Annotated in this window: 16 protein-coding genes and 3 tRNA genes; 17 read left to right on the top strand and 2 right to left on the bottom strand. The window is 58.9% G+C overall.

The genetic code is table 11. The features are described 5' to 3' along the window. Window positions 1-210: 210 nt before the first annotated feature. The 5 genes from clpP to F3H58_RS05400 all read left to right on the top strand — a co-directional run bounded on the left by clpP (window position 211) and on the right by F3H58_RS05400 (window position 8,361). The gene (gene clpP, locus F3H58_RS05425) at window positions 211-843 is read left to right on the top strand and encodes an ATP-dependent Clp endopeptidase proteolytic subunit ClpP (protein ID WP_003521529.1); all 633 of its coding nucleotides are present in this window, start codon (window positions 211-213) and stop codon (window positions 841-843) included. A 293-nt stretch (window positions 844-1,136) separates the two neighbouring features. Then, entirely contained in the window at window positions 1,137-2,414 is a 1,278-nt protein-coding gene (gene clpX / locus F3H58_RS05420; RefSeq protein ID WP_003521528.1) for an ATP-dependent Clp protease ATP-binding subunit ClpX, read from the top strand. A 413-nt stretch (window positions 2,415-2,827) separates the two neighbouring features. After that, the gene (gene lon, locus F3H58_RS05410; RefSeq protein WP_078054020.1) at window positions 2,828-5,245 is read left to right on the top strand and encodes an endopeptidase La; all 2,418 of its coding nucleotides are present in this window, start codon (window positions 2,828-2,830) and stop codon (window positions 5,243-5,245) included. A gap of 288 nt (window positions 5,246-5,533) precedes the next feature. Continuing rightward, window positions 5,534-5,809 (top strand): DNA-binding protein HupB, encoded by a 276-nt coding sequence (gene hupB, locus F3H58_RS05405; protein WP_003502360.1) that lies wholly within the window; start codon window positions 5,534-5,536, stop codon window positions 5,807-5,809. Between the two features lie 353 nt (window positions 5,810-6,162). After that, complete coding sequence (locus F3H58_RS05400) at window positions 6,163-8,361, top strand: esterase-like activity of phytase family protein (protein ID WP_149741474.1); 2,199 nt, start codon at window positions 6,163-6,165, stop codon at window positions 8,359-8,361. Between the two features lie 204 nt (window positions 8,362-8,565). On the opposite strand, the gene F3H58_RS27110 is transcribed toward F3H58_RS05400, so the two are convergent. Together F3H58_RS27110 and F3H58_RS05390 are read right to left on the bottom strand one after the other, a co-directional pair. Beyond that, the gene (locus F3H58_RS27110; protein WP_003521525.1) at window positions 8,566-8,703 is read right to left on the bottom strand and encodes a hypothetical protein; all 138 of its coding nucleotides are present in this window, start codon (window positions 8,701-8,703) and stop codon (window positions 8,566-8,568) included. Window positions 8,704-9,017: 314 nt separating this feature from the next. Next, window positions 9,018-9,093, bottom strand: a tRNA-Val gene (locus tag F3H58_RS05390). Window positions 9,094-9,110: 17 nt separating this feature from the next. Here F3H58_RS05390 and F3H58_RS05385 point away from each other — a divergent pair. The 12 genes from F3H58_RS05385 (at window position 9,111) to nuoG (ending at window position 18,264) form a co-directional block, all read left to right on the top strand. Next, on the top strand, window positions 9,111-9,452 hold the full coding sequence (locus tag F3H58_RS05385; RefSeq protein ID WP_149741473.1) for a hypothetical protein: 342 nt from the start codon (window positions 9,111-9,113) through the stop codon (window positions 9,450-9,452). Between the two features lie 87 nt (window positions 9,453-9,539). Continuing rightward, window positions 9,540-9,616: transfer RNA gene (locus F3H58_RS05380), tRNA-Asp, on the top strand. Window positions 9,617-9,655: 39 nt separating this feature from the next. Beyond that, window positions 9,656-9,732: transfer RNA gene (locus tag F3H58_RS05375), tRNA-Asp, on the top strand. Between the two features lie 435 nt (window positions 9,733-10,167). Then, window positions 10,168-10,533 carry an NADH-quinone oxidoreductase subunit A gene (locus tag F3H58_RS05370; protein WP_003496469.1) on the top strand — a complete coding sequence of 122 codons (366 nt, stop codon included), beginning with the start codon at window positions 10,168-10,170 and terminating at the stop codon, window positions 10,531-10,533. After that, a complete protein-coding gene (locus F3H58_RS05365) occupies window positions 10,524-11,108 on the top strand; it encodes a NuoB/complex I 20 kDa subunit family protein (RefSeq protein ID WP_003521524.1) in 585 nt (194 codons plus the stop codon). Before F3H58_RS05370 ends, F3H58_RS05365 begins: the two co-directional genes overlap by 10 nt. Before the next feature lie 20 nt (window positions 11,109-11,128). Continuing rightward, complete coding sequence (locus F3H58_RS05360) at window positions 11,129-11,731, top strand: NADH-quinone oxidoreductase subunit C (protein ID WP_020810740.1); 603 nt, start codon at window positions 11,129-11,131, stop codon at window positions 11,729-11,731. Continuing rightward, on the top strand, window positions 11,728-12,156 hold the full coding sequence (locus F3H58_RS05355; RefSeq protein ID WP_149741472.1) for a GFA family protein: 429 nt from the start codon (window positions 11,728-11,730) through the stop codon (window positions 12,154-12,156). Before F3H58_RS05360 ends, F3H58_RS05355 begins: the two co-directional genes overlap by 4 nt. A 1-nt stretch (window position 12,157) precedes the next feature. Next, window positions 12,158-13,348, top strand: a complete 1,191-nt coding sequence (locus tag F3H58_RS05350) for an NADH-quinone oxidoreductase subunit D (RefSeq protein ID WP_149741471.1) — start codon at window positions 12,158-12,160, stop codon at window positions 13,346-13,348. Continuing rightward, window positions 13,348-13,608: a hypothetical protein gene (locus F3H58_RS05345; protein WP_003521522.1), complete on the top strand. Its 261-nt coding sequence runs from the start codon at window positions 13,348-13,350 to the stop codon at window positions 13,606-13,608. The genes F3H58_RS05350 and F3H58_RS05345 overlap by 1 nt, the downstream gene beginning before the upstream one ends. A 16-nt stretch (window positions 13,609-13,624) precedes the next feature. Next, the gene (locus tag F3H58_RS05340) at window positions 13,625-14,722 is read left to right on the top strand and encodes an NADH-quinone oxidoreductase subunit E (RefSeq protein WP_149741470.1); all 1,098 of its coding nucleotides are present in this window, start codon (window positions 13,625-13,627) and stop codon (window positions 14,720-14,722) included. Between the two features lie 10 nt (window positions 14,723-14,732). Continuing rightward, complete coding sequence (gene nuoF, locus F3H58_RS05335; protein ID WP_149741469.1) at window positions 14,733-16,037, top strand: NADH-quinone oxidoreductase subunit NuoF; 1,305 nt, start codon at window positions 14,733-14,735, stop codon at window positions 16,035-16,037. A gap of 145 nt (window positions 16,038-16,182) precedes the next feature. Continuing rightward, window positions 16,183-18,264, top strand: a complete 2,082-nt coding sequence (gene nuoG, locus F3H58_RS05330; protein ID WP_149741468.1) for an NADH-quinone oxidoreductase subunit NuoG — start codon at window positions 16,183-16,185, stop codon at window positions 18,262-18,264. The last annotated feature ends 8 nt before the right edge of the window (window positions 18,265-18,272 follow it).

Below are 18,272 nucleotides of genomic sequence, written 5' to 3'. Positions count from 1 at the left end.
AGCTGGGGAAAGAAGCCCAGCTGGCGCCGCCCGGTCCGAAAGCCCTGTCAACCTCGGCCCGAAAGGCCTGCAAACGCTGTTGAGCCGTTAAGGATATGCGGCTTCGTGTCTTGAAGTACGGGGCAGGGACACTCTATGTAGGGAGTATGAAGGTTAGAAGTGATTCCGGAGCGGTTTTTCGCGAAGGGCAGAGTTTGACAAAGGACGGACATGAAAAATCCAGTTGATACCGCCATGGCTCTGGTGCCGATGGTCGTTGAGCAGACCAATCGCGGCGAACGCTCCTACGACATATTTTCCCGTCTTCTCAAGGAACGCATCATTTTCCTCACCGGTCCGGTGGAGGACCAGATGGCTTCGCTCGTCTGCGCGCAGCTGCTTTTCCTCGAGGCTGAAAACCCGAAGAAGGAAATCGCGCTTTACATCAATTCGCCGGGTGGCGTTGTGACCGCCGGCATGGCGATTTACGATACGATGCAGTTCATCCGCCCTGCGGTCTCCACGCTCTGCGTCGGCCAGGCTGCCTCCATGGGCTCGCTGCTTCTGGCCGCCGGTGAAAAGGGAATGCGTTTCGCAACCCCGAACGCCCGCATCATGGTGCACCAGCCTTCCGGCGGTTTCCAGGGGCAGGCATCGGACATCGAGCGCCACGCCCGCGACATCATCAAGATGAAGCGCCGCCTCAATGAAGTCTACGTGAAGCATACCGGCCGTACGCTCGAAGAGGTTGAAAAAACCCTTGATCGCGACCACTTCATGGATGCAGACGAGGCGAAGGACTGGGGCGTGATCGACAAGATCCTGACCTCGCGCCAGGAAATCGAAGGCGCTGCCGCGAATTGAGGCGCGCCGCTTTTTGACGTTTGTTTGAACCCGCAAAAGTAATTTCGGGGCTTTCAACCGCAACAGAAAGCGATATTAGTATATATAAAGGCTATGTTGAATTTTTATGACGTGGCCTTTGGTTTGATGGGGAATTCGTTGCAGCCGGTTGTCAGCTCATGTATCTGATACCGGTTAGTACCCCGGGAAACGAGGCGGATACGGCGATGCACCCCAAGGGCTGCCGTATCGGCGGGCGGTAAGTTGACCGCGATCCGTTTGGCGGACCTGCGGCGTGCTGGAAGGAAAGAGATATGAGCAAAGTCAGCGGCAGCAACGGCGGCGACTCTAAGAATACACTCTATTGTTCATTCTGCGGCAAGAGCCAGCACGAAGTCCGGAAACTCATTGCCGGACCGACGGTGTTCATCTGCGATGAATGCGTCGAATTGTGCATGGACATCATCCGCGAGGAGAACAAGACGTCGATGGTGAAGTCGCGCGAGGGTGTACCCACCCCGCAGGACATCATCAAGATCCTCGACGAATACGTCATCGGCCAGAAGCAGGCGAAGAAGATCCTGTCTGTGGCCGTTCACAACCACTATAAGCGCCTCGCGCACGCCTCCAAGAATGGCGATGTCGAGCTTGCGAAGTCGAACATCATGCTTGTCGGTCCGACGGGTTGCGGCAAGACCTATCTTGCCCAGACGCTCGCCCGCATTATCGACGTTCCCTTCACCATGGCGGATGCAACGACGCTGACAGAAGCCGGTTATGTCGGCGAGGATGTGGAAAACATCATCCTGAAGCTGTTGCAGGCTGCGGATTACAATGTCGAGCGCGCTCAGCGCGGCATCGTCTATATCGATGAAGTCGACAAGATTTCCCGCAAGTCGGACAACCCGTCCATCACGCGCGACGTGTCGGGCGAGGGCGTTCAGCAGGCGCTTCTGAAGATCATGGAAGGCACGGTCGCTTCCGTTCCGCCGCAGGGTGGACGCAAGCATCCGCAGCAGGAATTCCTGCAGGTGGATACGACCAATATCCTGTTCATCTGCGGCGGCGCGTTTGCCGGCCTCGACAAGATCATCTCGGCCCGCGGCGAAAAGACCTCGATTGGCTTTGGTGCAACCGTCAAGGCGGAAGACGATCGCCGTGTGGGCGAAGTGCTGCGTGAACTGGAGCCGGAAGATCTGGTGAAGTTCGGTCTTATCCCCGAGTTCATCGGCCGTCTGCCCGTTCTGGCAACGCTGGAAGACCTGGATGAAGATGCCCTGATCCAGATCCTGTCCGAGCCGAAGAACGCGCTCGTCAAGCAGTACCAGCGCCTGTTCGAGATGGAAGACGTCGAGCTGACCTTCCACGAGGACGCGCTGCGCGAAATCGCCCGCAAGGCGATCACCCGCAAGACCGGTGCCCGCGGCCTGCGCTCGATCATGGAAAAGATCCTGCTGGATACCATGTTCGAACTGCCGACGCTGGAAGGGGTACGCGAAGTGGTCATTTCCAACGACGTCGTCAGCGGTGTCGCGCGTCCGCTCTACATCTATGCGGACCGTCAGGAAGAAAAGACCAACGTCTCGGCGTAACTGGCTGCCGTGATGTTTGATGAAATCAGAGGCTCGCATCCGTGCGGGCCTTTTCTATTAGATGGGCCTTGCGAAACTTGCGCCTAACTTGGCGAAGCCCGATTTTGCGTTTGGAGCGGATTGCGCTTTGCTGATAAAGTCTTACAACTGATTTGCAGCGCGATATGACGGAAATGTGAATTTCGTCGGCGACCCGGTTCCTGAGCCCTCAAGGATAACCGGAAATGTCGGTAGTATTAGCCGGCGCTGGGTTTTGTTGAATTTCACGGTCTTGCCGCTTAGCGGGACCGTCTGTTCCGGCGACTTGAAATCGGTGTTTCGAAACTCCACTTTCAGTCTCGAGAAATGAATGTGCCGGATGCCCCAAGCTGTCCGGCAAAGTGTCCCGAAAGGGACCATGGAAAGGAAATGATATGACGAACATCACGTCTGCGGCATCTGGCGGTACCTATCCGGTACTTCCCCTGCGCGACATTGTCGTTTTCCCGCATATGATCGTTCCCCTGTTCGTCGGGCGGGAAAAATCCATTCGTGCGCTCGAGGAAGTCATGGGTTCGGACAAGCAGATCATGCTTGTCACCCAGATCAACGCCAGCGATGACGATCCGGCCCCGGAGGCCATCCACAAGGTCGGCACGGTCGCCAATGTCCTGCAGCTTCTGAAGCTTCCCGACGGCACCGTGAAGGTGCTGGTGGAAGGCAAGGGCCGCGCCCAGATCGACAGCTACACCGGCCGTGAGGACTTCTATGAAGCCACTGCGACGCCGTTGCAGGAGCCTGCCGAAGATCCGGTCGAGATCGAGGCGCTGTCGCGTTCGGTCGTGTCTGAATTCGAGAGCTATGTGAAGCTCAACAAGAAGATTTCGCCCGAGGTTGTCGGCGCCGCCGGCCAGATCGACGATTATTCGAAGCTTGCCGATACGGTCGCTTCGCACCTGTCTATCAAGATCACCGAAAAGCAGGAAATGCTGGAAACCGTCAGCGTGAAGCAGCGGCTTGAAAAGGCGCTCGGCTTCATGGAAGGCGAAATTTCCGTGCTCCAGGTCGAAAAGCGCATCCGCTCGCGCGTCAAGCGACAGATGGAGAAGACCCAGCGCGAATATTACCTGAACGAGCAGATGAAGGCGATCCAGAAGGAGCTCGGCGACGGCGAGGACGGCCGTGACGAGATGGCCGAGCTGGAAGAGCGCATCGCCAAGACCAAGCTTTCCAAGGAGGCCAAGGAAAAGGCCGAAGCGGAAATGAAGAAGCTGCGCCAGATGAGCCCGATGTCCGCGGAAGCGACCGTCGTGCGCAACTATCTCGACTGGCTGCTCGGTCTGCCGTGGGGCAAGAAGTCCAAGATCAAGGCGGACCTCAACAATGCCGAGAAGATCCTGGATCAGGACCACTTCGGTCTGGATAAGGTCAAGGAGCGTATCGTCGAATATCTGGCCGTGCAGGCCCGTGCGACGAAAATCCGTGGCCCGATCCTCTGCCTCGTCGGCCCGCCCGGCGTCGGCAAGACCTCGCTCGCCAAGTCGATCGCCAAGGCGACCGGCCGCGAATATGTGCGCATGGCGCTGGGTGGCGTTCGTGACGAAGCGGAAATCCGCGGTCACCGCCGTACCTATATCGGCTCCATGCCGGGCAAGATCGTCCAGTCGATGAAGAAGGCCAAGAAGGCGAACCCGCTCTTCCTGCTCGACGAAATCGACAAGATGGGCATGGATTTCCGTGGCGATCCGTCGTCGGCTCTGCTCGAGGTGCTCGATCCGGAACAGAACTCCACCTTCATGGACCATTACCTTGAAGTGGAATACGACCTGTCCGACGTGATGTTCGTGACAACGGCTAACACGCTGAACATTCCCGGCCCGCTGATGGACCGCATGGAAGTGATCCGCATCGCCGGTTACACGGAAGACGAAAAGCGCGAAATCGCAAAGCGTCACCTGTTGCCGAAGGCGATCAAGGAACATGCCCTGCGTCCGGAAGAGTTCTCGGTTACCGATGACGCCCTGATGGTCGTCATCCAGCAGTACACCCGCGAGGCGGGCGTGCGCAGCTTCGAACGCGAGCTGATGAAGCTGGCGCGCAAGGCTGTCACCGAGATCATCAAGGGCAAGGTCAAGTCCGTGGAAGTCACCGCTGCCAACGTGCCGGATTATCTGGGCGTTCCGCGGTTCCGCCATGGCGAGGCCGAGCGCGAGGATCAGGTCGGCGTCGTTACGGGTCTTGCCTGGACGGAAGTCGGCGGTGAGCTGCTCACCATCGAAGGCGTGATGATGCCGGGCAAGGGCCGTATGACGGTGACCGGCAACCTCAAGGAAGTGATGAAGGAATCCATTTCGGCGGCGGCATCCTATGTCCGTTCGCGCGCCGTGGATTTCGGCATCGAGCCGCCGCGCTTCGACAAGAGCGACATCCACGTGCACGTTCCGGAAGGTGCGACCCCGAAGGACGGACCGTCCGCCGGCGTTGCCATGGCGACCGCCATCGTCTCCATCATGACCGGCATTCCGGTCTCGAAGGATGTCGCGATGACGGGCGAGATCACGCTTCGCGGTCGCGTGCTGCCGATCGGCGGCCTGAAGGAAAAGCTGCTTGCGGCCCTTCGCGGCGGCATCAAGAAGGTGCTGATCCCGGAAGAAAACGCCAAGGATCTGGCGGAGATTCCGGACAATGTGAAGAACGAGATGGAAATCATCCCGGTGTCGCGCATGGGCGAGGTCATCAAGCACGCCCTTATCCGCCAGCCGGAGCCCATCGAGTGGGACGGCAGCATCGAGACGCCGGTGATAGCAACCGTCGAAGGCGTCGACGACGGCAGCCAGACCATCGCGCATTGATAATGCATCGTCGCGAGGGGCGGGAATCGCCTTTCGCGACGGCTGCTGCATAGATTCAATGTGTTAGGTGTCGGAAGGCGCATGTGGCGTAAAGCTGCGCACAAGTGATGCGAATTTGGCACTAATATGTGGAAGGCCGGCAGAAATGTCGGCCTTTTTTGTGAAAAAAAACGCAGACCCCTTGTTTTTCAGGCGATTCCAGCGCTTTTGGGTTGCTGCGCGCGGATGCGAACGTATTCTGCGCCGGCTTAATTTGAGTCGTTTCAAACCATTGAAAGGGGTGGAAACATGAACAAGAACGAGCTCGTCTCTGCTGTTGCCGAAAAGGCTGGTCTCACGAAGGCAGATGCTGCTTCCGCTGTTGATGCTGTATTCGAAACTGTACAGAGCGAACTGAAGAACGGTGGCGACATTCGCCTGGCCGGCTTCGGCAGCTTCTCCGTCAGCCGTCGTGAAGCCTCCAAGGGCCGTAACCCTTCCACGGGTGCTGAAGTCGATATCCCGGCTCGCAACGTACCGAAGTTTTCCGCAGGCAAGGGCCTGAAGGACGCCGTCAACTCGTAAGGTTTCCGGAAAGCTGCAACGCCCGGCGGCGGGCGGGCAGCTTTTCAGGTTCACGAGGAAACATGTTTTGACGCCCTGACGCCGTCACATCGCCGCCAAAAGCGGGCGGTGTTTCGAAAAACTCTTTTCGGACAGGCCGGGTTTTCCCGGTCAAGATGTGAATGAAAGCAGGGAAGCGCCTGTGTAGCTTCCATCCGGACACACGGCGTTTTTCGACGCGGAATGTGGGCATAAACACGAAAGCCCGGCCTTCCAGGCCGGGCTTTTTGATTCATCGGTCAGGAAGTGTCATGCCACTGTCATGTCTGTAACGCAGAAGCCTTGGGGTATTTTTGGACCCAAGGGGGATTAAAATGGCGTTCCGATTTTCTCAAATGGCTTTGACCGCCGCGCTGCTCACGTCCGCAGCCATCCCGGCTTCGGCCGAGCCGGTTTTCAACCGCATCGCATCTTTCCCGGTGGCGAAAAACCTTCCCGCGGACAAGGACGCCAAGTCCGTCACCTCGGCTGAAATCATAACCGCCAGCGAAGACGGCAAGACGTTGATATATTCGGACAGCCCGCTTGGCGGCATCGGTTTCATCGACATCACCGACGCCAAGGCTCCCAAGGCCGGCGGCGCGCTGCTGCTCGAAGGCGAGCCGACCTCCGTTGCTGTCGCAGGCCTCAAGGTTCTGGCCGGCGTCAATACGTCGGAAAATCGCGCCAAGCCCTCTGGCAAGCTGGTGACGGTCGATATTGCTACCAAGAAGATCGAAGCAAGCTGTGATCTCGGCGGCCAGCCCGATTCCGTCGCCGTTTCTCCGGACAAGACCTTCGCCGCCATCGCCATCGAAAACGAGCGCGATGAAGAGGTAAACGAAGGTGCCCTGCCGCAGATGCCAGCCGGTTATCTGGTGACTGTCGGCCTTAAAGACGGCGTTGCCGATTGCGCGACGCTGAAGAAGATCGAACTCACCGGCCTTGCCGAAATTTCCCCTGAGGATCCGGAGCCGGAATTCGTGTCGATCAACGCCAATGGCGAGATCGCGCTGACGCTTCAGGAAAACAATCATATCGTCATTCTCGACGGCAAGACCGGCACGGTGAAGACGCATTTCTCCGCCGGCAAGGTCGATCTTGAAGGCATCGATACGAAGACCGACGGCCAGTTGAAGTTCACCGACAAGCAGGAAGGCCGCAAGCGCGAGCCGGACGCCGTGAAGTGGCTGGACAATGACCGTATCGTCATCGCCAATGAGGGCGACTGGCAGGGCGGTTCGCGTGGCTTCACCATCTTCGACAAGACCGGCAAGCTCGTCTACGAATCCGGCGCCTCGCTCGAACACGCGGTTGCGGCCATCGGCCACTATCCGGAAAAGCGCTCGAAGGCCAAGGGCATCGAGCCGGAAGGTCTGGAAGCTGCGACCTTCGGCGACCAGAAATATTTCTTCGTGTTGTCCGAGCGCGCCTCTGTCGTCGCTGTCTACAAGGACACCGGCAAGGAGCCGGAACTGACGCAGCTCCTGCCTTCGGGCGTTTCGCCGGAGGGCGCTGTCGCCATCCCGTCGCGCAACCTGCTTGCCACGGCCAATGAGGTCGATCTGATCGAAGACGGCGGCGTGCGCTCGCATGTCATGCTCTATGAACGCGGTGAAGGTGAAGCAGCCTATCCGCAGCTCGTTTCCGCCACCGTCGATGGTGCACCGATCGGCTGGGGCGCTCTTTCGGGTCTGGTCGGCGATGCCGAAAAGCCCGGAATTCTCTATGCCGTCTCCGACTCGGTCTATGGCAACCAGCCGTCGATCTTCACCATCGATGCGACGAAAAAGCCCGCCACCATCACCAGCGTGCTGCGCGTCAAGCGTGACGGCATCGCCGCCCAGAAGCTCGACATCGAAGGCATCACGCTGGACGGCAAGGGCGGTTTCTGGCTGGCTTCTGAAGGCGACAGCGCCAAGCTCGTTCCGCACGCGCTCTATAACGTCAACGCCAAGGGCGAGATAAAGGCTGAGATCGCATTGCCGAAGGAACTTCTCGCCGGCGACACCCGCTTCGGTTTCGAAGGCGTGACAATGATCGGCAAGGGCGACGACGCGACGCTGTGGATGGCTGTGCAGCGTGAATGGGGCACGGACGAAAAGGGCTTCGTCAAGCTCGTCTCCTACAATCCGAAGTCCAAGGAGTGGGGCGCCGTCCGTTATCCGCTCGACAAGACCGAGGCAGGCTGGGTCGGCCTCTCCGAAATCGCCGCGCAGGGCGACTATGTCTATATCGTTGAGCGCGACAACCAGATCGGCGACAAGGCCAAGATCAAGAAGCTCTACCGTGTTGCAATCGCGGACCTGAAGCCTGGCAAGATCGGCGGCGACCTGCCGCTGGTGGCCAAGCAGGAAGCCCATGACTTCCTGCCCGATCTCAAGGCCCAGACCAATGGTTACGTCGTCGACAAGCTGGAAGGCTTCACCTTCGACAGGGCGGGAACGGCCTATGCCGTGACCGACAATGACGGCGTGGACGATTCTTCCGGCGAAACGCTGTTCTTCACCGTCAATATGAAGGCGATCAACTGATCGAGCCGACTGGCGCCGCAAATGAGAAAAGCCGGGCTATGCCCGGCTTTTCTATACGGCGAGGGGCCTCTTGGCCAGGTTTCCCGATCTTGCACGATGCCTGACGATGCAAGCCGTTAAAATCGGCATTGCCGCTTCGATATCGGATTGTGAAGGATTCGTCCGGAGCCATCCGGGAAAATGCTGCGGATCGATCGTAACGGATCACCGCCCCAGGGAATTCTTGCTTTTGGGAGTATCTTGTTTTTCCGAGTCCTGCTGGACCCAGCGGAAAAAAATATAAACAGGCAGCGCAATAAGCGCGAGTGTTACAAACGCGTCGATCGACATGGTTTCATCCATCAGTTCAACCGTTCATCATGAAACGGTGCGCAAACAATGCCTGAAATCTCTTTAGAAAGTCTGAATCTTCCTTATTTTCCGGTATGTTGCGGGGTGATACAGGGGGTGGTCAAGTTGTCGGAATTTGGAACACCAGTGCCGATTTGGCATGGCGTAACTGGAGAAAAGCGATTCCAGCGGTTGGGAATCATGACGACGCTCTACCGACCGTAGTGAGGGCAGGGGGATTCCGAATACTGGAGGGCTTATCGCATCGCGAAAGCACACACAACGTGTCTCGGTTTCAAGGGTGATATTTAAATCTTCGGGAAAAATGGTGGGCGATGAGAGACTCGAACTCCCGACATCCTCGGTGTAAACGAGGCGCTCTACCAACTGAGCTAATCGCCCTTCGCGTCTTGCGGATCATGTCCGCCGCGTCGGTGGCCGTGATGTATGCGGATCGGAAAAAAACCGCAAGGGCTTTTGTGAAGTTTTTTTGTTTTTTTTGCCGAGAGAATTTTCTGTCGCCGGGGGGGCGCGGGCAAAAAGCCGGGAACTGCGGGCTTTTTGCCCGAAACAGGACCCGAGGACGCCGTGATGGTCATGTGGAAATCCCGTTACGGAAGCCTGCGGCTGTGGACAAGTTTTCTGTTTTCGTTGGGAAAAGCCCGCAAAACAGGGCGTTTGCCGCAATCGCGTTCCAAGGCCTTTCGGTTTTTTCCGATCAAAATGAAGAAGCTTATTCTTTTGTCGTGAAACCTGCTTGACACCCCTGCACGAACGCCGTAGTTAGCCGCTCATCGAACAGCCGAGGCTGGTTCGAGCGGCGGGACTGGTTCCTGTCGTCAGGAGATGCGGGTGTAGCTCAGTCGGTTAGAGTGCCGGCCTGTCACGCCGGAGGTCGCGGGTTCGAGCCCCGTCACTCGCGCCATCCTGTCCCTCGGGAAACGCAGATGAATGTCTGTGGTGCGCGGGTGTAGCTCAGTCGGTTAGAGTGCCGGCCTGTCACGCCGGAGGTCGCGGGTTCGAGCCCCGTCACTCGCGCCATTTCTCTCTCCTGAAATGTCTCCTCAAAAACAGATCGACGCGCGATTTGCGTGCTCGTCTATTGACGATTCCAGCGCCTGATTCCGGGCTTTTTAAACGCGGTTTTTCCTGCATTTTTTAGTCAAGTTTCGATTCCCGAATATCGTCACTTCACCGCCATCCGGACGTAAAATTCGTGTGACTTTTTTGCGGTTGCGTCGTTCAATCGATTATTATTGTATTTGAGTGGCTTAGGCCGGAATTGTGGCCCAAATTTGCGTCAATTCCGGCAATATTGTTGCCAATCAATGCGGCAGGTGTCTTGAAATGGTGCCTAAACTCTTGCAGAGAGAGCGCGGCTGCGCTAACGACTTTGGCGTTGCAACATATTGTCCGCTCTTTGAGACTTAAGGTCACAAAGGCAGGCCCGGCACCCGGCCGGGCAGGGAAGAGACCATGACTGAACTCCTCAGTTCCTACATTCCGATCGCAATATTCATCGGTATCGCTCTCGTCATCGGCCTGGCGCTTCTCATTGCGCCGTTCGCTGTCGCTTACAAGGCGCCGGACCCGGAAAAGCTTTCTGCTTTCGAGTGCGGTTTCAACGCCTTCGACGATGCCCGCATGAAATTCGATATCCGCTTTTATCTGGTGTCGATCCTGTTCATCATCTTCGACCTGGAAGTCGCCTTCCTGTTCCCATGGGCGGTGTCTTTCGGCGAGATGGGCTGGTTCGGGTTCTGGTCGATGATGGTGTTCCTTCTCGTTCTCACCATCGGCTTTATCTATGAGTGGAAGAAGGGAGCGCTGGAATGGGCATGAGCCAGAACAACACCACGCTCGTTGCGCCGCAGCCAAAGGGGATCATCGATCCCTCAACCGGCAAGCCGGTTGGCAGCAACGACGCCTACTTCACGGAAATCAATGACGAGCTGGCCGACAAGGGCTTTCTCGTCACCTCGACCGACGAGCTGATCACCTGGGCCCGCACCGGCTCCCTGATGTGGATGCAGTTCGGCCTTGCCTGCTGCGCCGTCGAAGGCCTGATGCAGGCTTCCGGTCCGCGTTATGACATGGAGCGCTTCGGTGTCGCCCCGCGCGCCTCACCGCGCCAGTCGGACGTCATGATCGTTGCCGGCACGCTGACCAACAAGATGGCGCCCGCTCTGCGCAAGGTCTATGACCAGATGCCCGAGCCGCGTTACGTGATCTCCATGGGCTCCTGCGCCAATGGCGGCGGTTATTACCATTATTCCTACGCTGTCGTGCGCGGCTGCGACCGCGTCGTGCCGGTGGATATCTACGTTCCGGGCTGTCCCCCCACGGCGGAGGCGCTGCTTTACGGCGTGCTTCTGCTGCAGAAGAAGATTCGTCGTACCGGTACGATCGAGCGCTAAGGGCAAAGGACGGATTAAGAATGAGCGAAGCTCTCAACGATCTTGCTGCTTACGTTAAGGAAGCGCGCGGTTCCCTCGTGGTGTCGGCTGATATCGCCTATGGCGAGCTGACCCTGAACACGACGCCTGAAAGCGTGATCGCGCTTTTGACCTTCCTGCGCGATGACGTGCAGTGCGGTTTCGTCAACATCATCGATATTTGCGGCGTTGACTGGCCGCAGCGCGAAAAGCGTTTCGATGTCGTCTATCACCTGTTGTCGCCGCGCCAGAACCTGCGCGTGCGCGTCAAGCTGCAGGTGGCGGAAGACGAGGGCGTGCCGTCTTCGACACCCGTTTACATGGGCGCTGAATGGTTCGAGCGCGAAGCCTGGGACATGTATGGCATTCCCTTCGAAGGCCATAAGGACCTGCGCCGCATCCTCACGGATTACGGTTTTGAAGGCCATCCGCTGCGCAAGGATTTTCCGGTTACCGGCTTTGTGGAAGTGCGTTACGATGACGTGCTGAAACGGGTTCTTTATGAACCGGTCGAACTGAAACAGGAATTCCGCAATTTCGATTTCCTTTCCCCGTGGGAGGGAACCGAATATGTTCTCCCGGGCGACGAAAAGGCCAAGCAATGAGCCAAGCCCCCGCGACAGAGCATGGACAATGTCTTTGCGGCGCCGTTGGCTTCACAGCCACGCTCGGTGCCCGCGAATTCGGCGTCTGCCATTGCTCCATGTGCCGCCGCTGGTCCGGCGGTGCGTTCATGGCTGTCGAATGCACTGATATCGCCTTTGAAAATGAGCAAAACCTCGGTGTCTACTCCTCATCGGAGTGGGGCGAGCGTTGCTTCTGCAAGGCCTGCGGCAGCACGCTGGTCTGGCGTTCCAAGGATGGCAAGCATTTTGCCGTTTCGCTGCAGGCTTTCGACAACCCTTCCAGCTTCAAGTTCGCGTCGCAGATTTTCACGGATGAAAAGCCTTCGAGCTATTCCTTCGCAGAAACCACGCAGAACATGACCGGCCCCGAATTCATCGCCATGATCACCTCGGCGGAGCACTAGAATGACTGAGCATAACGTCCGCAATTTCACGATCAACTTCGGTCCGGAACATCCCTCCGCGCACGGCGTGCTGCGTCTGGTTCTGGAACTGGATGGCGAAATCGTCGAGCGCGTCGATCCGCATATCGGTCTCCTGCATCGCGGCACCGAAAAACTGATCGAGACCAAGACCTATCTGCAGGCCGTTCCCTATTTCGACCGTCTCGATTACGTCGCGCCGATGAACCAGGAACACGCTTTCGCGCTCGCCGTCGAAAAGCTGCTGGGCCTCGAAATCCCGATGCGCGGCCAGCTGATCCGCGTTCTTTATTCGGAAATCGGCCGCATCCTGTCGCACATCATGAACGTGACGACACAGGCCATGGACGTTGGCGCGATGACGCCGCCGGTCTGGGGTTTCGAAGAGCGCGAAAAGCTGATGGTGTTTTACGAGCGCGCCTGTGGCGCCCGCATGCACTCGGCTTACGTTCGTCCCGGCGGCGTGCATCAGGACCTGCCGCCGGAGCTGGTGGACGATATCGGCAAATGGTGCGACCCGTTCATCACCGTTCTCGACAATATCGAAGGTCTTCTGACCGACAACCGCATCTACAAGCAGCGTAACGTCGATATCGGCGTCGTCTCGCTTGAAGACGCCTTCGCCTGGGGCTTCACGGGCGTGATGGTGCGCGGTTCCGGCGCAGCCTGGGATTTGCGCCGCGCGCAGCCCTACGAGTGCTATTCCGATCTGGAATTCGACATCCCCGTCGGCAAGAACGGCGATTGCTACGATCGTTACCTGATCCGCATGCAGGAAATGCGCGAATCCGTAAAGATCATGAAGCAGTGCGTCGATCTTCTCTCCGGCAAGCACCGCATCGGTCCGGTCTCCTCGCTGGACGGCAAGGTGGTTCCGCCGAAGCGCGGCGAGATGAAGCGTTCGATGGAAGCGCTGATCCACCATTTCAAGCTTTACACCGAAGGTTACCACGTTCCCGCCGGCGAAGTTTACGCCGCCGTCGAAGCGCCGAAGGGCGAGTTCGGCGTTTACGTGGTCGCAGACGGTTCGAACAAGCCCTATCGCTGCAAGATCCGCGCGCCGGGCTACGCACACCTGCAGGCCATGGATTTCCTGTGCAAGGGCCATCAGCTTGCTGACGTTACAGCCGTGCTCGGCTCCCTCGACATCGTGTTCGGGGAGGTCGACCGCTGATGCGTCTGCCGCTGGCCATACCGGCTTTTCTCGCTGCGATGTCTGCCCCCGCTCTCGCCCAGACGGCGACGGACGAGGGCGGCATATCGCTGTCGAGCGGCGGCTCTTCGACCATCAAGCAGCTTCTGTCGTCGGGATACGAGATCAAGGCCTCGGTTCCCAATGGCAGCAAGTTCATCGTGTTCATGCAGAAAGACAAGGCGGCTTACGCCTGCGAATTCGTCACGGTGGCGAGATCGCGTTGTGAGACGTTAAACTGAAAAGGCGTGAGGAAGTATGTCCGTTCGTCGACTAGCCGAAGATCAGTTCCAGCCCGTGGCGTTTGCCTTCAATGCGGAAAACACCGCATGGGCTGAAAAGACGATCAAGAAATATCCCGAGGGACGCCAGCAATCGGCGGTCATCCCGCTGCTCATGCGTGCGCAGGAGCAGGACGGCTGGGTTACCCGCGCCGCCATCGAGAAAATCGCCGACATGCTGGATATGGCCTATATCCGCGTCATGGAAGTGGCGACCTTCTATACCCAGTTCCAGCTGAAGCCGGTCGGCACGCGCGCCCACGTTCAGGTTTGCGGCACCACGCCCTGCATGCTGCGCGGCTCCGAAGCGCTGATGGATGTCTGCCGCAAGAAGATCCACCACGATCCGCTGCACACCAATGAGAGCGGCACGCTCTCCTGGGAAGAAGTGGAATGTCAGGGTGCCTGCGTCAACGCGCCGATGGTCATCATCTTCAAGGACGCCTATGAGGACCTGACGCCCGAGCGTCTGGAAGAGATCATCGATACGTTCGAGGCAGGCAAGGGCGACACCGTCAAGACCGGCCCGCAGATCGACCGTCACCAGTCGGTCCCGGTCGGCGGCCTGACGACGCTGACGGAAGAGATCAAGCCGGATCGCTCCAATCTCGACAAGCCGGCCGAAGTGGCTGCGGACGCCGCACAGGTTCCGCCCTCCAACGCCGCCAAGCCAAAGACGGATGCGCCTGAAACCGATCCGAAGCTGAAGACGCCGGTGACCGCGCCGAAGGCTGCCGAAGCCAATGTGAAGACCGCCGAAAAGGAAGCTTCGGGATCTGCGAAGCCGTCGCTCGATTCCAAGGATCGTCCGGCAGGCATCGAAAAGCCCGCAACGCCCGACGACCTGAAGCTGATTTCCGGCGTAGGTCCGAAGATCGAAGGCACGCTGCACGAGCTCGGCATCTTTACCTATGCGCAGATCGCGGCCTGGAAGCAGGCCGAATGCGACTGGGTTGACGGTTATCTGAATTTCAAGGGCCGTATCGGCCGTGATGACTGGGTCAAGCAGGCCGAGGCGCTCGCCAAGGGTGGCGAAGCCGAGTATATCAGGGTCTTCGGCAAGAAGCCGCGGTAAGAGGTGAAGCATGTTAAAAGATCAGGATCGCATCTTTACCAATCTCTACGGCCTCAAGGACAAGTCCCTGAAGGGCGTTAGAGCGCGCGGCCACTGGGACGGCACCAAGCAGATCATCGAAAAGGGCCGTGACTGGATCATCAATGAGATGAAGGCTTCGGGACTTCGAGGTCGTGGCGGCGCCGGCTTTCCGACGGGTCTCAAGTGGTCGTTCATGCCGAAGGAAAATGACGGCCGTCCGCATTATCTCGTCGTCAATGCCGATGAATCCGAGCCCGGCACCTGCAAGGACCGCGAAATCCTGCGCAACGATCCGCACACGCTGATCGAAGGCTGCGTGATCGCTGGTTTCGCAATGGGTGCGCATACGGCTTACATCTATGTTCGTGGCGAATATATGCGCGAGCGCGAAGCGCTTCAGGCAGCCATCGATGAATGCTACGATGCAGGCCTGCTGGGCGGGAACAACAAGAACGGCTGGGATTTCGACATCTACGTCCATCACGGTGCAGGTGCCTATATCTGCGGCGAAGAGACGGCACTGCTTGAAAGCCTCGAAGGCAAGAAGGGCCAGCCGCGCCTCAAGCCACCGTTCCCGGCTAATATGGGCCTTTATGGTTGCCCCACCACCGTCAACAACGTTGAGTCCATCGCGGTTGCCCCGACCATTCTGCGCCGCGGCGCTGCCTGGTTCTCGTCCATCGGCCGTCCCAACAACGTTGGCACCAAGCTGTTCATGGTCTCCGGCCATGTCGAACGTCCGTGCACCTTCGAAGATGCGCTGGGTCTGTCCTTCCGCGAGCTGATCGAACACCATTGCGGTGGCATTCGTGGCGGCTGGGACAACCTGCTCGGCGTCATCCCCGGCGGCGCATCGTGCCCCATCGTTCGCGGTGAGGACATGAAGGACGCCATCATGGATTTCGACGGCATGCGCGAAGTGAAATCCTCCTTCGGCACCGGCGGCATGATCGTCATGGATAAGTCCACCGACGTCATCAAGGCGATTGCCCGCATCGCGGCCTTCTTCAAGCACGAAAGCTGCGGCCAGTGCACGCCATGCCGCGAAGGCACGGGCTGGATGTGGCGCGTGCTGGAGCGTATGGTCAAGGGCAATGCGCAGAAGCGCGAGATCGACATGCTGTTCGAAGTGACGAAGCAGATCGAAGGCCACACCATTTGCGCGCTCGGCGATGCTGCCGCATGGCCGGTACAGGCGCTGATCCGCAATTTCCGTCCGGAAATCGAAAAGCGCATCGACCAATATACCTACAGGGCCATGGATGATGGCGCTGTTCTGGAAGCCGCTGAATAAGCGTTGAGGCTTCGGGCGAAGCCGGAGAATTTCCGGTCTCGCGACACCATGAAGCGCCTGGCTGTTAATTGCCGGGTGCGATTAAGGATTTGTTGCGGACCGTGTGAGACACGGGACGAACAGGCAACAGGACGTAAGTAGGACCATGGCAAAGCTCAAGGTTGACGGTAAAGAGATCGAGGTTCCGGATCATTTCACGCTGTTGCAGGCGTGCGAAGAGGCTGGCGCCGAAGTTCCGCGCTTTTGTTTTCATGAGCGCTTGTCGGTCGCGGGTAACTGCCGCATGTGTCTCATCGAGGTGAAGGGCGGACCGCCCAAGCCCGCCGCTTCCTGCGCCATGGGCGTGCGCGACGTTCGCGGCGGCCCGAACGGCGAATTGCCGGAAATCTTCACCAACACGCCGATGGTCAAGAAGGCCCGCGAAGGCGTGATGGAGTTCCTGCTCATCAACCACCCGCTGGATTGCCCTATCTGCGACCAGGGCGGCGAATGCGACCTGCAGGACCAGGCCATGGCCTTCGGTATCGCCGGTTCGCGTTACGCGGAAAACAAACGCGCGGTTGAAGACAAATATATCGGCCCGCTCGTCAAGACGGTCATGAACCGCTGCATCCACTGCACGCGCTGCGTCCGTTTTACGACGGAAGTTGCCGGCATTGCCGAACTCGGCCTGATCGGCCGCGGCGAGGATGCCGAAATCACCACCTATCTCGAGCAGGCGATGACATCAGAGCTTCAGGGCAACGTCGTTGACCTTTGCCCGGTCGGGGCGCTCACCTCCAAGCCTTTCGCTTTCACCGCCCGTCCGTGGGAGCTGAACAAGACCGAAACCATCGACGTGATGGACGCACTCGGTTCGGCCATTCGCGTCGATACCCGTGGCCGTGAAGTGATGCGCGTCATGCCGCGTGTCAACGAGGCCATCAACGAAGAGTGGATTTCCGACAAGAGCCGCTTCATCTGGGACGGCCTGAAGACGCAGCGCCTTGACCGGCCTTATGTCCGCAAGGATGGCCGGCTGCAGCCCGCCACCTGGGGTGAAGCCTTCGGTGCGATCAAGCAGGCGGTTGCCGCGACATCCGGCAACAGGATCGGCGCGGTTGCCGGCGATCTGGCCTCCGTTGAAGAAATGTTCGCGCTGAAGTCGCTTCTCGCCTCGCTCGGTTCGGCCAATGTCGATTGCCGTCAGGATGGTGCAGCGCTCGATCCGTCTTTGGGTCGCGCCAGCTACATCTTCAATTCCACCATTGAAGGCATCGAGCAGGCCGACGCCCTGCTGATCGTCGGTTCCAACCCGCGCTACGAAGCGGCCGTGCTCAACGCCCGCATCCGCAAGCGCTGGCGTCGCGGCGGTTTCCCGATCGGCGTGATCGGCGAAGCTGGCGAACTGCGCTACAATTACGAATATCTTGGTTCCGGCGCTGAAACGCTGTCCGATCTGGCCAATGGCTCGCACAGCTTCATCGACAAGCTGAAATCCGCCAAGAACCCGCTGATCATCATCGGCCAGGGTGCTCTGGCGCGCGCCGATGGTGCAGCCGTGCTCGCTGCCGCCGCCAAGCTCGCTACCTCGGTAGGTGCTGTCACCGAAGAGTGGAACGGCTTCTCGGTTCTGCACACCGCCGCTGCACGCGTCGGCGGTCTCGATATCGGCTTCGTGCCGGGCGAGGGCGGTGTTGCCGCCGCTGACATGGTCGCCTCCATGGACGTTCTCTTCCTGCTCGGCGCCGATGAACTCGACCTGTCGAACAAGGGCGCCAAGTTCACCGTCTATATCGGCAGCCATGGCGACCAGGGCGCGATGAATGCCGACGTCATCCTTCCGGGTGCGGCCTATACCGAAAAATCCGGTATCTGGGTCAACACCGAAGGCCGCGTCCAGGTCGGCAACCGTGCTGGTTTCGCACCGGGCGAAGCCCGCGAAGACTGGGCGATCCTGCGTGCGCTGTCCGATGTTCTCGGCAAGAAGCTGCCGTTCGATTCGCTGTCGGCGCTCCGCGGCCAGCTCTTCGTCGCGCATCCGCATCTGGCGGAAACCGACGAGATCGCCGCCGGCAACGGCAAAGATATCGAAGCGCTGGCTGGCAAAACCGGCTCGCTCAACAAGTCGGCGTTTGCCTCGCCGGTTAAAGACTTTTATTTGACGAACCCGATTGCGCGCGCATCCGCCGTCATGGCCGAGTGCTCCGCATTGGCCCGCAACAATTTCCAGGCTGCGGCAGAGTAAGGGTAGGG

This window comes from Rhizobium sp. NFACC06-2 (assembly GCF_900101425.1).
Lineage (GTDB): Bacteria > Pseudomonadota > Alphaproteobacteria > Rhizobiales > Rhizobiaceae > Agrobacterium > Agrobacterium leguminum.
The sequence above is the reverse complement of the archived record's forward strand: the minus strand, read 5'-3'. Positions and strand labels throughout refer to the sequence as shown.